Annotated in this window: 18 protein-coding genes; 6 read left to right on the top strand and 12 right to left on the bottom strand. The window is 62.4% G+C overall.

What is annotated here, in order from left to right; all coding sequences use genetic code 11:
- Window positions 1–113 precede the first annotated feature (113 nt).
- From fba to AC56LN_RS00720, 5 genes are all read right to left on the bottom strand, one after another.
- Entirely contained in the window at window positions 114–1,178 is a 1,065-nt protein-coding gene (gene fba / locus AC56LN_RS00740) for a class II fructose-bisphosphate aldolase (RefSeq protein WP_183556144.1), read from the bottom strand.
- Window positions 1,179–1,288: 110 nt separating this feature from the next.
- The gene (pyk, locus tag AC56LN_RS00735) at window positions 1,289–2,737 is read right to left on the bottom strand and encodes a pyruvate kinase (protein WP_499569435.1); all 1,449 of its coding nucleotides are present in this window, start codon (window positions 2,735–2,737) and stop codon (window positions 1,289–1,291) included.
- 53 nt (window positions 2,738–2,790) lie between these two features.
- Entirely contained in the window at window positions 2,791–4,005 is a 1,215-nt protein-coding gene (locus AC56LN_RS00730; RefSeq protein ID WP_499569434.1) for a phosphoglycerate kinase, read from the bottom strand.
- Between the two features lie 38 nt (window positions 4,006–4,043).
- Window positions 4,044–4,388 carry an AzlD domain-containing protein gene (locus AC56LN_RS00725; RefSeq protein ID WP_183556141.1) on the bottom strand — a complete coding sequence of 115 codons (345 nt, stop codon included), beginning with the start codon at window positions 4,386–4,388 and terminating at the stop codon, window positions 4,044–4,046.
- On the bottom strand, window positions 4,381–5,139 hold the full coding sequence (locus tag AC56LN_RS00720; protein WP_499569433.1) for an AzlC family ABC transporter permease: 759 nt from the start codon (window positions 5,137–5,139) through the stop codon (window positions 4,381–4,383). The genes AC56LN_RS00725 and AC56LN_RS00720 overlap by 8 nt, the downstream gene beginning before the upstream one ends.
- Window positions 5,140–5,361: 222 nt before the next feature.
- Here AC56LN_RS00720 and AC56LN_RS00715 point away from each other — a divergent pair, with 222 nt between their 5' ends.
- From AC56LN_RS00715 to AC56LN_RS00705, 3 genes are read left to right on the top strand one after another with little or no spacing between them, the layout of a single operon-like run.
- Window positions 5,362–5,556 (top strand): zinc-finger domain-containing protein, encoded by a 195-nt coding sequence (locus tag AC56LN_RS00715; RefSeq protein WP_343026248.1) that lies wholly within the window; start codon window positions 5,362–5,364, stop codon window positions 5,554–5,556.
- A 47-nt stretch (window positions 5,557–5,603) separates the two neighbouring features.
- Window positions 5,604–6,587, top strand: a complete 984-nt coding sequence (locus AC56LN_RS00710) for a YheT family hydrolase (protein WP_499569431.1) — start codon at window positions 5,604–5,606, stop codon at window positions 6,585–6,587.
- A 4-nt stretch (window positions 6,588–6,591) separates the two neighbouring features.
- A complete protein-coding gene (locus AC56LN_RS00705; protein WP_499569430.1) occupies window positions 6,592–7,185 on the top strand; it encodes a DUF2946 family protein in 594 nt (197 codons plus the stop codon).
- Between the two features lie 156 nt (window positions 7,186–7,341).
- Here AC56LN_RS00705 and AC56LN_RS00700 read toward each other — a convergent pair whose 3' ends face one another.
- A complete protein-coding gene (locus AC56LN_RS00700) occupies window positions 7,342–8,880 on the bottom strand; it encodes a M48 family metalloprotease (RefSeq protein WP_499570758.1) in 1,539 nt (512 codons plus the stop codon).
- Window positions 8,881–9,004: 124 nt separating this feature from the next.
- On the opposite strand from AC56LN_RS00700, the gene moaC reads away from it, so the two are divergent.
- Window positions 9,005–9,511, top strand: coding sequence for a cyclic pyranopterin monophosphate synthase MoaC (gene moaC, locus AC56LN_RS00695; protein WP_499569428.1), 507 nt, complete (start codon window positions 9,005–9,007; stop codon window positions 9,509–9,511).
- A 51-nt stretch (window positions 9,512–9,562) separates the two neighbouring features.
- Here the strand turns inward: moaC and AC56LN_RS00690 are convergent, their stop codons facing one another.
- Both AC56LN_RS00690 and AC56LN_RS00685 read right to left on the bottom strand, forming a co-directional pair.
- On the bottom strand, window positions 9,563–9,964 hold the full coding sequence (locus AC56LN_RS00690; protein ID WP_499569426.1) for a LysM peptidoglycan-binding domain-containing protein: 402 nt from the start codon (window positions 9,962–9,964) through the stop codon (window positions 9,563–9,565).
- A 216-nt stretch (window positions 9,965–10,180) separates the two neighbouring features.
- Window positions 10,181–11,107: a MerR family transcriptional regulator gene (locus tag AC56LN_RS00685; protein ID WP_499569425.1), complete on the bottom strand. Its 927-nt coding sequence runs from the start codon at window positions 11,105–11,107 to the stop codon at window positions 10,181–10,183.
- 168 nt (window positions 11,108–11,275) lie between these two features.
- On the opposite strand from AC56LN_RS00685, the gene AC56LN_RS00680 reads away from it, so the two are divergent.
- Window positions 11,276–11,731, top strand: coding sequence for a fasciclin domain-containing protein (locus tag AC56LN_RS00680; protein WP_183556134.1), 456 nt, complete (start codon window positions 11,276–11,278; stop codon window positions 11,729–11,731).
- Window positions 11,732–11,887: 156 nt separating this feature from the next.
- Complete coding sequence (locus AC56LN_RS00675) at window positions 11,888–13,954, top strand: S9 family peptidase (RefSeq protein ID WP_499569424.1); 2,067 nt, start codon at window positions 11,888–11,890, stop codon at window positions 13,952–13,954.
- A 57-nt stretch (window positions 13,955–14,011) separates the two neighbouring features.
- On the opposite strand, the gene AC56LN_RS00670 is transcribed toward AC56LN_RS00675, so the two are convergent.
- The 4 genes from AC56LN_RS00670 to AC56LN_RS00655 all read right to left on the bottom strand — a co-directional run bounded on the left by AC56LN_RS00670 (window position 14,012) and on the right by AC56LN_RS00655 (window position 17,499).
- Window positions 14,012–14,491 (bottom strand): pilin, encoded by a 480-nt coding sequence (locus AC56LN_RS00670; RefSeq protein WP_499569423.1) that lies wholly within the window; start codon window positions 14,489–14,491, stop codon window positions 14,012–14,014.
- A 307-nt stretch (window positions 14,492–14,798) separates the two neighbouring features.
- Window positions 14,799–15,680 carry a succinate--CoA ligase subunit alpha gene (sucD, locus tag AC56LN_RS00665; protein WP_332532790.1) on the bottom strand — a complete coding sequence of 294 codons (882 nt, stop codon included), beginning with the start codon at window positions 15,678–15,680 and terminating at the stop codon, window positions 14,799–14,801.
- A gap of 19 nt (window positions 15,681–15,699) precedes the next feature.
- Window positions 15,700–16,869, bottom strand: a complete 1,170-nt coding sequence (gene sucC / locus AC56LN_RS00660; protein WP_332532789.1) for an ADP-forming succinate--CoA ligase subunit beta — start codon at window positions 16,867–16,869, stop codon at window positions 15,700–15,702.
- Window positions 16,870–16,935: 66 nt separating this feature from the next.
- Complete coding sequence (locus AC56LN_RS00655) at window positions 16,936–17,499, bottom strand: DUF2889 domain-containing protein (protein WP_482896387.1); 564 nt, start codon at window positions 17,497–17,499, stop codon at window positions 16,936–16,938.
- Between the last annotated feature and the right edge of the window lie 247 nt (window positions 17,500–17,746).

Here is a 17,746-nt window from a genome sequence, read left to right as displayed (position 1 = left end):
GCCGCCGGTTGTGAAAGTCAGGCGGTGAGGCCTGGTCAATGCGATATTTTACGTCAATTTGCGACGCGGGCGATCGAACCCGGGGATGGCGGCATTGCCGCCATCCGTGCCGTTTATTGAACGATCTGCGACAGCTCGCCCGCCTTGTAGCGCTCGGCCATCTTGTCCAGCGGGATCGGCTTGATCTTGTCGGCCTGGCCTTCGCAGCCGAACGACAGGAAGCGCGCCTTGCACACGTCCATTGCCGCTTCGCGCGCCGGCTTCAGGTAGTCACGTGGATCGAACTTCGACGGATTCTGGAACATGTACTTGCGAATCGCGGCCGTCATCGCCAGGCGAATGTCGGTGTCAATGTTGATCTTGCGGACACCGTGCTTGATGCCTTCTTGAATCTCTTCGACCGGCACGCCGTAGGTCTCTTTCATGTCGCCGCCGAATTCGCGGATGATCGCCAGCAGCTCCTGCGGCACCGACGACGAACCGTGCATCACCAGGTGGGTGTTCGGGATGCGCGCGTGAATCTCTTTGATGCGGTCGATCGCCAGGATGTCGCCGGTTGGCTTGCGCGTGAATTTGTACGCGCCGTGCGAGGTGCCGATGGCGATTGCCAGCGCGTCGCACTGGGTGCGCTTGACGAAGTCGGCGGCCTGGTCGACGTCGGTCAAGAGCTGCTCGCGGGTCATGGCGCCGTCGGCGCCGTGGCCGTCTTCCTTGTCGCCCATCATCGTTTCGAGCGAACCGAGCACGCCCAGTTCGGCTTCGACGGTCACACCGATCGAGTGTGCGAACTTGACGACTTCTTGCGAGACGGCGACGTTGTATTCATAACTGGCGACGCTCTTACCATCGGCCTCGAGCGAACCGTCCATCATCACCGACGAGAAACCCGAACGGATCGCAGCCATGCAGACGGCCGGCGACTGGCCGTGATCCTGGTGCATGACGACGGGGATGTGCGGGTACGCTTCGACCGCAGCGTCGATCAGGTGACGCAGGAAGGCTTCGCCCGCGTACTTGCGCGCGCCGGCCGATGCCTGCATGATCACCGGGCTGTTGACAGCGTCGGCGGCAGCCATGATGGCCTGCACCTGTTCGAGGTTGTTGACGTTAAATGCCGGCAGGCCGTAGCCGTTTTCGGCGGCGTGGTCCAGCAACTGACGCAGTGATACGAGTGCCATGGTAGTACTCCAAAACAATAAAGAAACTTGTCGGGAGGCAGCGCTTGCCGAGCGCGGCATGCCAGAAAACCGGCATGCCGTGAACGCATCAGGCGCGGCGCCGCGTCCCGTTAATCATATTCGCCCACACGCACGATCTTGAGCGCATTGGTGCCGCCGGCTTCGCCCATTGGCGAGCCCCACGTCACGACGATCAGGTCACCCTTGCGCACGTAGCCTTCGCTCATCAACAGCTCTTCTGCCTTGCGCAGCACGGCGTGGCTGCCGCCCTCTTGCTCGAGGTGGAAGGCGCGCACGTTGCGGTACAGCGAGGCCTTGCGCTCGGTCGTCTTGAGCGGCGTCAGCGCCAGGATCGGCGTGTCGATGCTGTGACGGCTCATCCACAACGCGGTCGAGCCCGATTCGGTCAGCGCCACGATCGCCTTCACGCGCAAGTGGTGCGCGGTGAACAGCGTACCGTACGCGATGGTCTGGTCGATGCGGGTGAACTGTTTGTTGAGGAAATCGACGTCGACCTTGTTGTATTCGGACATCTCGGCTTCGAGGCAGACCGCCGCCATCATTTCGACGGTTTCGATCGGGTACTTGCCCGATGCGGTCTCGGCCGAGGTCATGACAGCGTCGGTGCCGTCCAGCACGGCGTTGGCGACGTCCGACACTTCGGCGCGGGTCGGCACGGCGTTGACGATCATCGACTCCATCATCTGGGTCGCCGTGATGGCCAGCTTGTTCGAATCGCGCGCCATGCGGATCATGCGCTTTTGCAGCGCCGGCACGGCGGCATTGCCCACTTCGACGGCCAGGTCGCCACGGGCGACCATGATGCCGTCCGATGCATCCAGGATCTCTTGCAGCAGCGGAATCGCTTCGGCGCGCTCGATCTTGGCGATCATCATCGGCTTGTGGCCGTACGGCTCGCCGGCGATATTGGCCAGCTGGCGCGCCATTTCCATGTCGGTCGCGCTTTTCGGGAACGAAATGGCCAGGTAGTCGGCCTGGAAGCTCATCGCGGTCTTGATGTCTTCCATGTCCTTGGATGTCAGGGCCGGCGCGGTCAGGCCGCCGCCCTGGCGGTTGATGCCCTTGTTGTTCGACAGCTCGCCGCCCACCTTGACGGTGGTGCAGATTTCGTGGCCGGCGACGCGGTCGACGATCAGCACGATCAGGCCGTCATTCAGCAGCAGCCTGTCGCCCGGCCTGACGTCGCGCGGCAGCGCCTTGTAGTCGAGGCCCACGCGCTCCTGGTTGCCCAGTTCGCCGTTCTCGCCCCACTTGGCATCCAGGATGAAGCGGTCGCCATTGTTCAGGAAGATCTTGCCTTCTTCAAACTTGCCGACGCGGATCTTCGGACCCTGCATGTCGGCCATGATGGCCACTTCACGGCCGCACTCGGCGGCAGCGCGGCGTACCAAGGTGGCCCGGTCGATGTGATCCTGGGCCTTCCCGTGCGAAAAATTCAGGCGTACGACGTCGACGCCGGCGCGGATCATTTTGACGAGAATATCGAAGTCGGTCGATGCTGGGCCGATGGTTGCGACGATCTTGGTGCCACGGTACATGAAGTGTCCTTGTAAAAAACAAAGCGCAGCCACTGGCTGCGCTAGGGTCTCATTTATGCTGCAGACTGCGCGCTGCGTTGCAGCAGGATATCCACCGCCGGCAGCGTTTTTCCTTCCAGGAATTCCAGGAAGGCGCCACCACCGGTCGAAATGTAGCCGATCTGGTCGGCAATCTTGTATTTTGCGATCGCAGCCAGGGTGTCGCCGCCACCGGCGATCGAGAAGCCCCTGGAACCGGCGATGGCCAGCGCCAGGGTCTTGGTGCCCTCGGCAAACTGGTCGAATTCGAACACGCCGACCGGACCATTCCAGACGATCGTGCCAGCCGTGGCGACCTGCTCTGCCAGCATGGCGGCGGTCTGCGGGCCGATGTCGAGGATCATGTCGTCGTCTTGTACGTCAGCCACCAGCTTGACAGTGGCGGCAGCCGTCGGCGCGAATTCCTTGGCGCACACGACGTCGACGGGAATCGGCACCTGCGCGCCGCGCGCGGCCATCTTGTCGATGATGGCTTTGGCTTCGTTCACCAGGTCGTTTTCGACGAGCGACTTGCCGATGTTCAGGCCGACGGCCTTCATGAACGTGTTGGCGATGCCGCCGCCGACGATCAGGTTGTCGACCTTGTCGGCCAGGCTTTGCAGGATGGTCAGCTTGCTCGAGACTTTCGAGCCGGCGACGATCGCCAGCAGCGGACGCTGCGGCTGACCGAGGGCCTTGCCCAGTGCGTCGAGTTCAGCGGCCAGCAACGGGCCTGCCGCGACGACCGGTGCAAACTTGGCGATGCCGTGCGTGGTGGCTTCGGCGCGGTGCGCAGTGCCGAACGCGTCATTGACGTAGACATCGCACAGCTTGGCCATTTTCTGGGCCAGTTCGTCGTTGTTTTTCTTTTCGCCCGCATTCACGCGGCAGTTTTCAAGCAGCACGACCGAACCCGGCGCGACATCGACGCCATCGACCCAGTCCTGCTTGAGTTCGACCGGCTGGCCGAGCAGCTCGGACAGGCGCGCGGCGACCGGCGCCAGGCTGTCTTCCGGCTTGAACGCGCCTTCGGTCGGCCGACCCAGGTGCGACGTCACCATCACTGCCGCGCCCGCCTTGATGGCGGCCTGGATCGCCGGCACCGACGCGCGAATGCGCGTGTCTTCGGTGATATTGCCAGCGTCATCTTGGGGCACATTCAGGTCGGCGCGAATGAAGACGCGCTTGCCCTGCAGGGCGTTCTGATCGATCAGGTCTTGCAAACGGGTGAAACGGCGGGAAGCGTCCATTGGTCAGCGTGGCAATAGTGAAAAAACGTCATTGTACATCAGGGGGTCCCGCCAAAAACGTGCAGGACGCGCAGTGCCGTAAAGACAAGCATGCCGAATAAAATCGTCAGCAGCATGTTACGGCGCCACACATAGAACGCAAACGCGGCCAGCCCCGCCAGCAATTTCGGATTGGCCAGCGTGAACTGCAGCCCGCCCTGCGGATCGATCAGAAAATCGGGCCCGATGATGGCCGCCAGCGCACAGGCCGGCGCATAGCGCAGCATTTCCTGCACCCGTGGCGGAATCGATACGCGGTGGCCGATCAGCCAGAACGAACTGCGTGTGGCGGCCGTGGCCACGCACAGCACGCCGATCACAACCCAGATTTCCCAATCAGCCACGGCGCGCCTTTATCTTGTCCATTGTTTCTTCGATGACCATTGCTGTCACCATCCCGACCAGCACCGCCAGCAGCAAGCCCAGCTTGTAAGGCAGCTCGTAGGCCAGCACCGAGACCGTGCCCGCCACCAGCACGCCGCACAAGGCGGCGCGGTTGATCATCAATGGCACCATGATGCAGAGGATGGCCAGCGTGCCGGCAAAGCCCAGACCCCACTCGGCCGGCACGGTGCTGCCCAGGAACACTCCGATCACCGAACCAATCTGCCAGGCGCCCCAGTTCGGGAACATCAAGCCCTTCAGGTACGACAGCTTGCCCACCGCCGGCGTCGGACTCGGATATTTCTGCAGGAACAAGGCCACGGAAATATCGCCCGAGATATAGCCGAGATACAGGCGCTGGCGCCATGGCAAGTGGGCAAAATGCGGCGCCAGCAGCGCCGAAAAGATCACGAAGCGCAGATTGACGACCAGCGCCGTGGCAAAGATGACCCAGATCGGCGCCTGCGCCGCGATCAGCGGCAACGACGCCAGTTGCGCCGAGCCGGCGAACACGAGCAATGTCATGCCGAGCGCCTGCGGTACCGACAGGCCACTCTTGACCATGGCGATGCCTACCACCAGGCCCCAGGCAGCGATGCCGAACAGCGTTGGCAGGCCGGTCTTGAACCCGTCGCGGAACGCGTCACGATCGGGCGCGTCACCGAGGGTGACCGGAAGCTGGCCTGCCGGCTCGCCCGCGTTCACGGGCATGTGGTTGTGGCGTTCGCGCAACTTCCAGGCGTTGGAATGACGGCTGGGACGACAGCGGTGGTCTGGGAACAGTGGGGCATGAAACGCATGGAATGGGTCGTGGCCCCTTGAGAACGGGCACTTGGGCTCAATATGTTGAGCGCATTATTTTACGGTCATTTCGACAATAGGGGGAATCCGTTAGAATCCTGTCTTTGCCCACCTGCCAGACGGAGACACCAGATGACCCAAAAGACGATGCCGATCGTGGAACTCACGGCCAAAGACCTGCCGGCGCACTGCCCGAACCCGGCCATGCCGCTGTGGTCGTCGCACCCGCGCGTCTTCCTCGATTTCGACCACCACGGCGATGCGAAGTGCCCTTACTGCGGCACCGGCTACCGCCTGGCGCCAGGCACGGTACTCAAGAACCACTGATCCTTCGGGGCGTTCGCGCCTGCCGGCGCCCCTATCCTCCCTTCTTCATGTCCTACCGCGCACCACGCTGGCTGCCTGGCGGCCATCTCCAGACCATGTATCCGGCGACCTGCATCGCCAAGCCGCCCGTTGCCTACCGCCGCGAGCGCTGGACGAGTGCGGACGGCGACTTCGTCGACCTCGATTTTGTCGATGGCCAGCCGGGCCGGCCGCTGGTGGTGCTGTTTCACGGCCTGGAAGGTTCATCGGACAGCCATTACGCGCGCGCCTTGATGGCAGCGCTGGCCGCGCGCGGCTGGTCGGGCGTGGTACCGCATTTTCGCGGCTGCTCGGGCGAGCCGAATCTGGCACCCCGCTTCTATCACTCGGGCGATGCCGCAGAAGTCGAGTGGATCGTGCGTTCGCTGCGCGCGCGTCATGATGGTGTGTTCTACGCGGCCGGCGTGTCGCTGGGCGGCAACGCGCTGCTGCGCTGGCTGGGCGAATCAGGCCATGGCGCATCGATTGTCGATGCGGCGTGCGCGGTGTCGGCCCCACTCGATCTGGCGCGCGGCGGCGCGGCGCTGTCTTCGGGCTTCAATATGATCTATACCCGGATGTTCCTGCAGACGCTCAAGCCCAAGTGCCTGGCCAAGCTCGACCAGTTTCCGGGCCTGTTCGACCGCGCCGCGCTGCTCGCCGCGCGCGACCTGTACGCGTTCGACAATGTGGTGACCGCGCCGCTGCACGGTTACCGCGATACCGATGACTACTGGCACCGCGCCAGCGCGCGCCACGTGCTGGACGCGATCACCGTGCCGACACTGGTGCTCAATGCACGCAACGATCCGTTCCTGCCGGGGATGTACCTGCCAACGACGGCATCGGCCGCGGTGACGCTCGAGTATCCGGCCACCGGCGGGCACGTCGGCTTTCCGACCGGACCGTTTCCGGGGCGGATCGACTGGCTGGCGCAGCGCATCCTGCAGCATTTCGATGGCGTGGCGGGCACGCGCGCGCTGAACGGCGCCGAACTGTGCGATGCTGGCTGACACTATGGACGATATCGTAAAACAGGCAATGGCCAAGTGGCCAAACGTACCGCACTGCTACGGCTGGCTCGCACTCGATGCGCGCGGCCACTGGCGCATGCGCGACGAAGCGACCCAGCAAGCCGGCTTGCCCGGCGACCGGCTCGAGAACGAGAAACTGGTGGGGTTCATCAACCGCAATTACCTGCACGACGAACGGGGCAACTGGTACTTCCAGAATGGCCCGCAGCGCGTGTACGTGAATCTGGAGGCAGCGCCGTTCATTGCGCGCACCGATCCGCAGCAGGGTTTGCTGTTGCAGACGGGGCAGGCGCTGACGGCTGTCGGGCACGTGTTTTTGAGCGATGCAGGCGCAGTGCTGTTCGTGGCCGGCGACATCGTGGCACAGCTCGATGACCGCGATGTAGCGCAGGTGCTGGGCCAGTTCATGCTGGATGGCAGTAGCGCATCGGACGACGCCGTCATGGCGTGGCTGGACGGCGGCGCTGGCACGCTGGCGTTGCCGTGGCAGGGCAAGGTCTTGACCGTGGAACGGGTGGCGGGCGCCGAATTGGAGAAGCGGTTCGGGTTCAACAGGATGCCAGCTCGCGCCACGTAGGGTGGAAGGCTCCGCCTTCCACGCGGTGATGGTTGTCGGCGCTGCTTCCCGGCCGGATGATCTGACTGCCAACCATCACCGCGTGGGCGGGGAACCCGTCCACCCTACCGTGGTGATCGTTGCCGCCGCTTCCGGGTCGGCTGATCTGGCGGGCCGTCAATCGTCCTTCTCTTCCTTGTCTTTCTTTTGCTGCGTCTCGAGTTCGCGGGCACGCGCATCGATGACGGCCTGGTCGTAGAAGGATGCGTCGCGCGCCTTGCGCGCCAGCTCGAGCTGCGCCATTGCGGCCGGCGTGGCACCCGCCAGCACATACGATTCGGCCAGCGCCATGTGCTGCAGCGCGATCTTGCCCTGCTTCGCGTAGGCCTTGGCCAATAAATCCTGCAGCTTGTATTCCTCGCGGTATTGCTGCGACTGTTCACGCAGGAAGCGTGTGGCCTCGTCGAGTTTGCCGGTGGCGATCATGGCGTCGGCGTACTGGTGCGCGAGCGAGCGCGACAGCGGGAAGCGGCTGTGCATCGTCTCGGCTTCCTTCACGGCCTCGGCCAGCACCGATGCCGGCTGGCCGGGCGCCATCTTGATCTCGAGCGCCAGGCCGGCATACATGGTCGCGCCATCGCCGACATTCGACGCCACCGACAGCACGCCTTCGCGCGGCTTCATCGTCTCGCGCGATTTGTCGAGCCAGCTCTGCGCGTCGGCCAGGTTGCCCTGCTTGAGCGCCAGGTAGGCCAGGCCATACTGCGCGCCGGCCTGCTGATGGCGGTGCGTTTCCCTGAGCTGCGTGTTGAAGGCGCTGCGCGTGTTGCGCTGGCCCTGCTCGCTCGGCTCCTGCAACACGCGGATACGCGCGCGCACCAGGTGAAAGTCGAGGCTGTCGACGCGCTGCTTCTTGGGGATCTCGCGGATGCGCGCCTGCATGTCGCTGATGCGCTCCTGGGTCAGCGGGTGACTGCTCAGGTTACTGAGGCCGGCCGGCAGCTCGCCATACAGCTTCGAGGCATTCTGCAGGCGCCGGAAAAACGCGACGATGCCGGTCGTGTCGTAGCCGCCCGCCTCCATGATCTGGAAGCCCACGCGGTCGGCCTCGCGCTCGGCCTCGCGGCTGAAGTTCAGCTGGCGCTGGACCACCAGGCCCTGCCCGCCCATCAGCACGCCGATCGCCGCATCCGACCCGGCCTTCGCGGCCAGCGCCGCCAGGATCATCGAAGCGAGCGGCAGCAGGATATCCTGGCGCTGCTGGCCCAGCATGCGCGCAATGTGGCGCTGCGTGACGTGGCCGATCTCGTGCGCCATGACGCCGGCCAGTTCGGATTCGGTCTGGGCCGCAATCACCAGCCCCGAGTGCGCACCGATGAAGCCACCCGGCAGCGCGAACGCATTCAGGGCCGCATCGCGCACGGCGAAAAAGTGAAAGTCGGCATTGGTTTCGCCGCGCGCGCCCGGCGCTGCAGCCACGAGGCCATTGCCGAAGTTGTTCAGGTATTCGGAGATCGGTTCGTCGTCGAGAAAATCACGGTCGCGCCGGATATCGCGCATGATCTCTTCGCCAAGCTTGCGCTCGACGACCGGCGACAGGTCGCCCCGTGCGGTGTCGCCCAGTGTCGGCAGATGGATGTGGTCGGCGCGCTTGAGCGGATCGGATTGGGCGGCCACGGCAAACGCCGCCGTCGTGCACAGGGCAACGGCAGTCAGGACGGGGCGCCAGCGGCGCACGGATGCTGGTCGGACGACAGATTTCACGGTGCTATCATAACCGTATCCGCATGCACCCCGCTGCTCCCAGAACACTTTGTTACCCAACGATACCAAGCCATTCATGACGCCTTCCAACCCGACCGCAGACCATCTGACCCACTTCGACGCCACCGGCCAAGCCCATATGGTCGATGTCGGCGCCAAAGAGGACACGCACCGTATCGCCGTCGCGGCCGGCACCATCCGCATGCAGCCGGCCACGCTGGCGCTGATCACATCCGGCAGTGCAAAAAAAGGGGACGTGATCGGCATCGCGCGCATCGCCGCGATCATGGCGTCCAAGCGCACGAGCGACCTGGTGCCACTGTGTCACCCGTTGCCGATCACGCGCGTGGCGGTCGATTTCGAGATCGATGAGGCGGCCAACAGCGTGCATTGCCGGGCGCAGGTGGAAACCATCGGCAAGACCGGCGTCGAGATGGAAGCGCTCACTGCTGTGCAGGTGGGCCTGCTGACCGTGTACGACATGTGCAAGGCAGTCGACCGCGGCATGGTCATGACCAATGTGCGGGTGCTGGAAAAGCAGGGTGGCAAGAGCGGCGACTGGACGGCGCAACCCGAGCGCTAAAGCTCAGGAGCGTCTCCTTCCAGCGTGCTCAGTGCACTGAAGCGGTCAAGCTCACGGAGCGGTCAAGGTCAGCTTGCGGCCAACCTGCAATTCGCGTGGGTCGTTGATGTTGTTCCACTTCGCCAGATCGCCATGCTGGATATTATGTTTCGCTGCGATGCTCCACAGGGTGTCGCCCCGGTCGACCACGTAGGTGCCCTCGCCGCCGGACGCGGTCATCCCTGCAGTCGATGAGCCCGACGCGGCTGATGACGCCGCTGGCATGGTTTCGGTGGCAGGGGTTGCAGGCACCAGGACCGCTGCCGGGGTCGCTGACTCGGCAGGCGCTGCCGTGGCCGGCGCAGTGGTCTCCGGCGCGGTGGTCGCCGGTGCGGTGGTTACGGGCTCCGGCACATCCTTGTTACATGCGGCCAGCAGGGGAATACAGGCAATTGCAATCAGTAGCGTTTTCATATCGACCTCGATGGTTGTTGGAAAGGATATGCCTCGATATGACGGCAATGCACCGCCGGCTCGTGATGCCGGAGAAGTGCTGGATACTCTCGAACTCCCATCATAGTCTCTGTGATCAATAAATCAAGAACTATTGTGCAAATGTAGTTTGATCGCTGTTGGTCTTGCCTGGAATCCTGTGCCATCACCCTTCCCCACTAACGCATCCGGATGACCTCAGCCTTTCGGCAACGGCAATCCTTCCGTGATGGCCAGATGCTCCATCGCATCTTCCATCACGACGCGCGCCCGCCCTGCTGCCATCTTCAGCCGCGCATGCAATACCTCGTCCTCGGGATTACGGTGGGCGCACTGGTCGCTGTAGCGCTCGAAGCTCGAAATCATCATCAGGATCTCGGACAGGTGGCGCGGGCATTCGCAGTTGAGGCGATTGGCGGCCGCCGTCATGATGTTGCCCAGCGCCTCGTCATCGAAACGGGGTGGCGCCACCGGTGGCAGCGGCTGCTCCTGCAGGGGCGGACGGTGGCCGGTCAGCGCCGACTGGCACAGCAGCGCCAGCTCGGACAGGTCAGCCGGAATGCGTGCCACCAGGCAGCCTTGCGCACGCAGGGCGCGAATCGTCGCACTGGAACAAAAGCGGTACAACACGACGACGGCCGCGACACCGCTGGCCTCGCGCGCCGCCGCAATCGGCGCGATGCCGCTATCGTCGAGTTCGGACTGTTCGATCACCAGCACGTCCGCCCCGACCTCGCGCGGCAATGTCGGCGCTTGTGCCAGTGTGGCGCAATGACCACGCACGTCCAGCCCGAGCGCCGTTTGCCCGGTGGCAGCAATACGCCGCGACAGCATCGCGCCGACCAGCAGCACGCGCGCCGGCGACGTGGCGATGGCCCGCGCCTGGCCATCCAGCCCCAGCATCGATTGCAGCTGCTCACGATTCAGGCCGGCGAGCACGCCGATCGAATGGCCCTGGTCGACCAGTTGCTTGAGCAGACCCAGGCGCGCGACCTGTTCGGCCGAATACAGGCGCTGGCCGCGCTCAGAACGCTGCGCATCCGATAAACTGTAACGGCGCTCCCAGACCCGCAGGGTTTCTACAGGCAATCCGGCCAGGCGCGCAGCAGCACCGGTCCGGTACATGATCGGTTCATGATGGGTTCTTAATGAGTTTTCCATGATTTTCGTCCCTTGATTGAACCTTTATTATGCTACAGAAACGGTGCACACGTTAGACAAGTTGTAAAAAGAGGATTACATTGGAATCAACGCGGTTCACAACGAACTGCAATAACCACATGGAGTCATACGATGAAAAAATTTCTGATCGCACTGCCACTCGCCTTCGCCTTCGGCGCCGCCAACGCAGCAGATATCGTTGATACCGCGAAATCGGCCGGCACGTTCAACACGCTGGTCACGGCCGTCCAGGCTGCCGGCCTGACCGACACCCTCAAGGGCCCGGGTCCATTCACCGTGTTCGCACCAACCGACGCCGCATTCGCCAAGATTCCAAAAGCCAAGCTGGACGCGCTGCTGAAAGACAAGGCCGCGCTGACCAAGGTCCTGACGTACCACGTGGTGCCAGGCACCGTGAAGGCAGCAGACGTCAAGCCGGGCGACGTCAAGACCGTTGAAGGCAGCGCCTTCAAGGTGAAAGTCGCCGGCGGCAAAGTCATGGTCGACAAGGCCACCGTGACCAAGACCGACATCGTCGCCGACAACGGCGTGATCCACGTCATCGACACGGTCATCATGCCAAAATAATCACAAACTTCCTGTACCTTAGGGAACGTTGAAGCGCCCCCGCTGCCCGGCATTGCCGGCAGCGGGGGCGTTGTCGTATGGGGCTGGCCCGGCGCGCGTGGTACATTCCCGGCTTGCCTGCGGCACCCGGCCGCGGGACTGATCGACGAGGATGGCATGAAATTTCGTTTGATGACGGTGGCAGCGGCGACCCTGGCCGCCACCACCGCAATGGCCGCGCCGCGCGGCTTCACCGTGGAAGACCTGGTCAATATGGAGCGGGTCGGCAGCCCGGCCGTATCGCCCGACGCCACGCGCGTGATCTACACCGTGCGCAGCACCGACATGGAAAAGAACCGCGGCAATACCCAACTCTGGATGATCGACCTGCGCGCCGCCAAGCCGACGCCGCAGCGCCTGACCGACCATGCGTCGAGCAGCGCCGATCCGGAATGGTCGCCATCCGGCGACGCCGTCTACTTCCTGTCCGCGCGCTCGGGCTCGTCCCAGGTATGGCGCCAGCCAGTGGCCGGCGGCGCGCCCGTCAAGGTCACCGACCTGCCGCTGGACGTCGACAACTTCCGCGTCGCGCCCACGGGCGATCGCCTCGCGTTCAGCCTGGCAGTGTTCCGCGATTGCGCCGACCTGGCCTGCACCAAGGCCAGGCTCGATGCGAAAGAAAAAGAAAAGGCCACCGGCAAGGTCTACGACCGCCTGTTCGCGCGCCACTGGGATACCTGGAGCGACCACCGCAATGCGGTGCTGTTCTCGGCGCCGATCGGCGCAGCAGGCACGATCACCGGCGAGCCGGTCAGCCTGTCGGGCTCCCTCGACGGCGACGTGCCCTCGAAACCGTTCGGTGATCGTGAAGAATACCGCTTCAGCCCGGACGGCAAGACGGTCGTGTTCTCGGCCCGCATCGCCGGCAAGACCGAAGCCTGGTCGACCAACTTCGATCTGTACAGCGTGCCCGCTGCAGGCGGCACTGCCCCACGTAACCTGACGGCCGACAATCCGGCCTGGGACACCAAGGGCACGTTCTCGCCCGATGGCCGCACCCTGGCCTACCTGGCGATGGCGCGCCCCGGCTTCGAGGCCGATCGCTACCAGATCATGCTGATGGATGTCGCGACCGGCCAGAAGCGCCCGCTGGCCGCGAACTGGGACCGCTCGGCCGGCAGCCTGGTCTGGCGCGCCGATGGCAAGGCGCTGATCGTCGATGCGGAAGACATCGGCCAGCACCGCCTGTTCTCCATCGACGTTGCCGGAGGCAAGGTCACGCCATTGACCGACACCGGCGCCGTGGGCGCCTTCGACCTGCGCCGCGACACGCTGGTCTATACCCATGCGAACCTGTCAGCCGGTGCGCAATTGTTCTCGATGAAGCTGGGCGCGAAGCCGAAGCAGCTGACCACGTTGAATACCGAGCTATTGAAGGATGTGCGCTGGGGCGAGGCCGAGCAGTTCTCGTTTGCTGGCGCCAATGGCGACACCGTGTACGGTTACGTGATGAAGCCGTGGAACGCGCAGCCGGGCCAGAAATACCCGGTGGCGTTCATCGTCCACGGCGGGCCACAAGGCAGCTTCGGCAACAGCTGGAGCTATCGCTGGAATCCTCAGACCTATGCGGGCGCCGGCTACGCGGCCGTGTTCATCGACTTCCACGGTTCGACCGGCTACGGCCAGAAATTCACCGACTCGATCAGCAACGACTGGGGCGGCAAGCCGCTGGTCGACCTGCAGAAGGGCTACGACGCCGCAGTGAAGAAGTTCCCATGGCTGGATCGCTCACGCGACTGCGCACTGGGGGCGTCGTACGGCGGCTACATGATGAACTGGATCGCTGGTAACTGGTCGGATGAGTTCAAGTGCATCGTCAATCACGATGGCGTGTTCGACACGCGCGGCATGGCGTACTCGACCGAAGAGCAGTGGTTCACGGACTGGGAAAATGGCGGGCCGTACTACAAGGTGCCGGAGAACCATGAGCGCTTCAATCCGGTTCATCACGTTGCGAAGTGGAAGACGCCGATGCTGGTGATCCAGGGGGATCTGGACTTCCGGATTCCGACGGCGCAGGCGCTGGGGACGTTCACGGCGCTGCAGCGTCAGGGTGTCGAAAGCAAGCTGCTGGTGTTCCCGGATGAGAATCACTGGGTGCTGAAGCCTGCCAATTCCGTGCAGTGGCATCACACGGTGAATGGGTGGCTGGATCGGTTCTTGAAGACACAGCCAGCTAAATAATGCTGGAATAGAAAAAGCCCGCTGGGAAGCGGGCTTTTGACTCAATTAGACAGTTGATTATGGAGCAACGGCAGCGACGCTGTTTTTCTGCATGGCAGCAGTCACGGCTGCATTGGTGCCTGTTTCAGCGGCAATCGCCCAGGTCACTGCGCTGTCACCCAAAGTAGGCGTGAACGTGACGGTCTTATCTACAGTATCAGCACCGATGTTTTTCAAAGTCATGGTCAGGACGCCCGAGCCGGTCACCGTCATTGCCGAGACTTCATTCGTCGCGGTGAATGCCGCTGGGAAGGCAGCTGGAGTCGTAGCAGTGTTGCAATCGTCAAAGCTGCCCGCTTCTTGGCCACACATTGCCACGGCGGTTTTGTATGGATCAGCTGCGGTCAGTGCATTGGCCGCTTTGGCTTTTGCGGTGTAATCGCTGTACGCTGGAATTGCAACAGCAGCCAGAATACCGATAATTGCAACAACGATCATCAGTTCGATCAGGGTGAAGCCGCCTTCGGCCTTTTTGGTTTGCATTTGCTTGAAGTTCATTTTAAATCTCCAGGTTGGGTATTTCAAAAAAGTGGACCTACGTATCTTGTGCTGCTCACTGCTACGCTTTCTTATATGCAAGCGCTGTGCCAGCCCAAAAATGGCGTAAAACGGTCGATTTTATGAACAACAAACCAACAAACGGCTGTTCCAGCACAAAAAACGGCACCCTGAATGACAAAATTTGTCAGTGTCGCACGGCAATTTTTGTCACTATCGGTCTGGATCAACAAAAACTGCCGCACTAAATGGAAAACGGGGAGCTCACGCTCCCCGTTTTTATCTTTCGATCAACAGATCGGCAGAATTACAGCATGGCCTTCAGCAGACGCGCCATTTCCGACGGGTTCTTGGTGACGGTGATGCCGCAGGCTTCCATGATTTCCAGCTTGGCTTGCGCAGTATCTGCACCGCCCGAGATCAGCGCGCCGGCGTGGCCCATGCGCTTGCCTGGTGGCGCGGTGACGCCAGCGATGAAGCCGACGACTGGCTTCTTCATGTTGTCCTTGATCCAGTAAGCCGCGTTGGCTTCGTCCGGACCGCCGATTTCGCCGATCATGATGACCGCGTCGGTATCAGGATCGTCGTTGAACATCTGCATGACGTCGATGTGCTTCAGACCGTTGATCGGGTCGCCACCGATGCCGACTGCCGACGACTGGCCCAGGCCCAATGCGGTCAGCTGTGCCACTGCTTCATACGTCAGGGTACCCGAACGCGAGACGACGCCGATGCGGCCCTTGCGGTGGATGTGACCTGGCATGATGCCGATCTTGATTTCGTCAGGGGTGATCAGACCTGGGCAGTTAGGGCCCAGCAGCAGGGTCTTCGAACCTGCTTTGGCCATACGGTCCTTGATTTCCATCATGTCACGGACTGGAATGCCTTCGGTGATGCAAATTGCCAGGTCCAGCTCGGCTTCGACGGCTTCCCAGATGGCAGCGGCTGCGCCTGCTGGTGGGACATAGATGACAGACACGTTGGCGCCGGTTTCTTTTTTCGCTTCAGCAACGGTTGCGAAAATCGGGATGCCTTCGAAATCTTCGCCGGCTTTCTTCGGGTTCACGCCAGCGACGAATGCTTCCTTGCCGTTTGCGTACTCACGGCACATGCGGGTGTGGAACTGACCGGTCTTGCCGGTGATGCCCTGGGTGACTACTTTGGTATCTTTGTTGATCAGAATCGACATTTTTTTATTTCCTTAGCAATTAGGCTTGACCGGCAGCGGCGGCGACGACCGACTTCGCTGCGTCTTCCATCGTGTCTGCGGCGATGATTGGCAGGCCCGATTCGGCCAGCATCTTCTTGCCCAGGTCTTCGTTGGTGCCCTTCATGCGCACGACCAGCGGCACTTGCAGCGACACGGCTTTCGATGCAGCGATCACGCCTTCGGCGATGACGTCGCAACGCATGATGCCGCCGAAGATGTTGACCAGGATGGCTTTCAGGTCAGGGTTCTTCAGCATGATCTTGAACGCTTCGGTCACTTTCTCAGCCGTAGCGCCACCGCCGACGTCGAGGAAGTTGGCTGGCTCGCCGCCGAACAGCTTGATGGTGTCCATGGTGGCCATGGCCAGACCGGCGCCGTTCACCAGGCAGCCGATGTTGCCGTCGAGCGAGATGTAGGCCAGGTCGAATTTCGATGCTTCGACTTCTGCTGGATCTTCTTCGTCCAGATCGCGGTAAGCGACGATTTCAGGACGGCGATACAGTGCGTTCGCGTCGAAGTTGAATTTGGCGTCCAGTGCGATGATCTTGCCGCTGCCGGTCACGATCAGCGGGTTGATTTCGGCCAGCGATGCATCGGTTTCCCAGTAGGCTTTATACAGGCCCTGCAGGTTCGCGCGCGCGTCGGCGATCGAGCCGGCTGGCACACCGATCTTGGCGGCGACGTCGTCAGCCTGCTCATCGGTCAGGCCGACTTTCGGGTCGATCACGACGTTGTGGATTTTTTCCGGGTTGCTGTGCGCGACTTCTTCGATGTCCATGCCGCCTTCCGACGAGGCCATCAGCACGACTTTCTGGCTGACGCGGTCGGTGACGAGCGAGACATACAGTTCCTGCTTGATGTCGGCGCCTTCTTCGACCATCAGGCGACGGACTTTCTGGCCTTCCGGGCTGGTCTGATGCGTGATCAGCTGCATGCCCATGATCTGGTCAGCGTATTCCTTGACCTGCTCGAGCGATTTGGCGACCTTGACGCCGCCGCCCTTGCCACGGCCACCAGCGTGGATCTGTGCCTTGACGACCCAGACCGGACCACCCAGTTCTTCAGCAGCTTTGACAGCCTCTTCGACCGACATGCACGGAATGCCGCGCGGAACGGTCACCCCGAATTTTCGGAGGATTTCTTTGCCCTGATACTCATGGATCTTCATGCTGGCTTCCCTTCTATCTATTACTGAATTAGAAACGGTTGAACTACAAAAAAAACAAACGACGACTTAACCCGACACGGCCTTGATGGACCAGCGCGGGTAATATTTGGCCACGGCGGGGCCGTCGCTGCGCAAGGCATGGCAACGGTCGAGCTCAAATGGACGGTCGGATGACGTGACGCCTTGCCCACCTGGGGCATCGACGGTGTCGTCAGCAAAGGCCTGCAGCGCTGCGGTTGGCAGCACTTGGGCCAGTTCGGTCAGATGGGTGCAACCGAGCACGCCGGATAGGCGGTCTTTCAGATGCAACCGGAAATGGTTCACGAGCGAGAGCCCGATCAACTTCTTGTAGGCAGGGCCGATGGTATCGCAGAAGCCCGGATACGGGACGGCATCGGATGCGGCTTCGGCATCGACGATGGTCAGGTCACGGTCGATCGTGACGCGCAGCTTCAGGTCGTGCACTGGCGTGCCGCCGGGTCGTTCGCCGGAAGCAAGTTCAACAGTACGCGTTTTCACATCGCGGATGCTGGCATCAAGATCCCACATGCCATCGTCGCGCGCGTAGGCGTCGACTGTGATGGCGCGCGTATGCCGGAGCGAGCGCGATACGGGAAGAGACAAAGGCATAAATACCAGTGCCGTCGAGACGGCGGTTAGTGATGCAGCCGGTGTGCTAGTGCACGTCACCGCAGCTTCTGCGGCAACAACCGCTCATGCGGCGCTGCTTAAACCCGCAAAGTTTATCACAGCGTCCCGGCCGGTGCATCGCTAAAAGGCGACATCACGGCCAGTACAAGGGAAGATACACGGACTTTGCAGGCGCTTGCCAGCGTGTTTGACACATATGGTATGCGCATGAAGGACAGCTAATCAT

It is taken from the genome of Telluria sp. ZT3P26, assembly GCF_059686035.1.
This window is presented reverse-complemented; position numbering and strand designations above follow the sequence as displayed.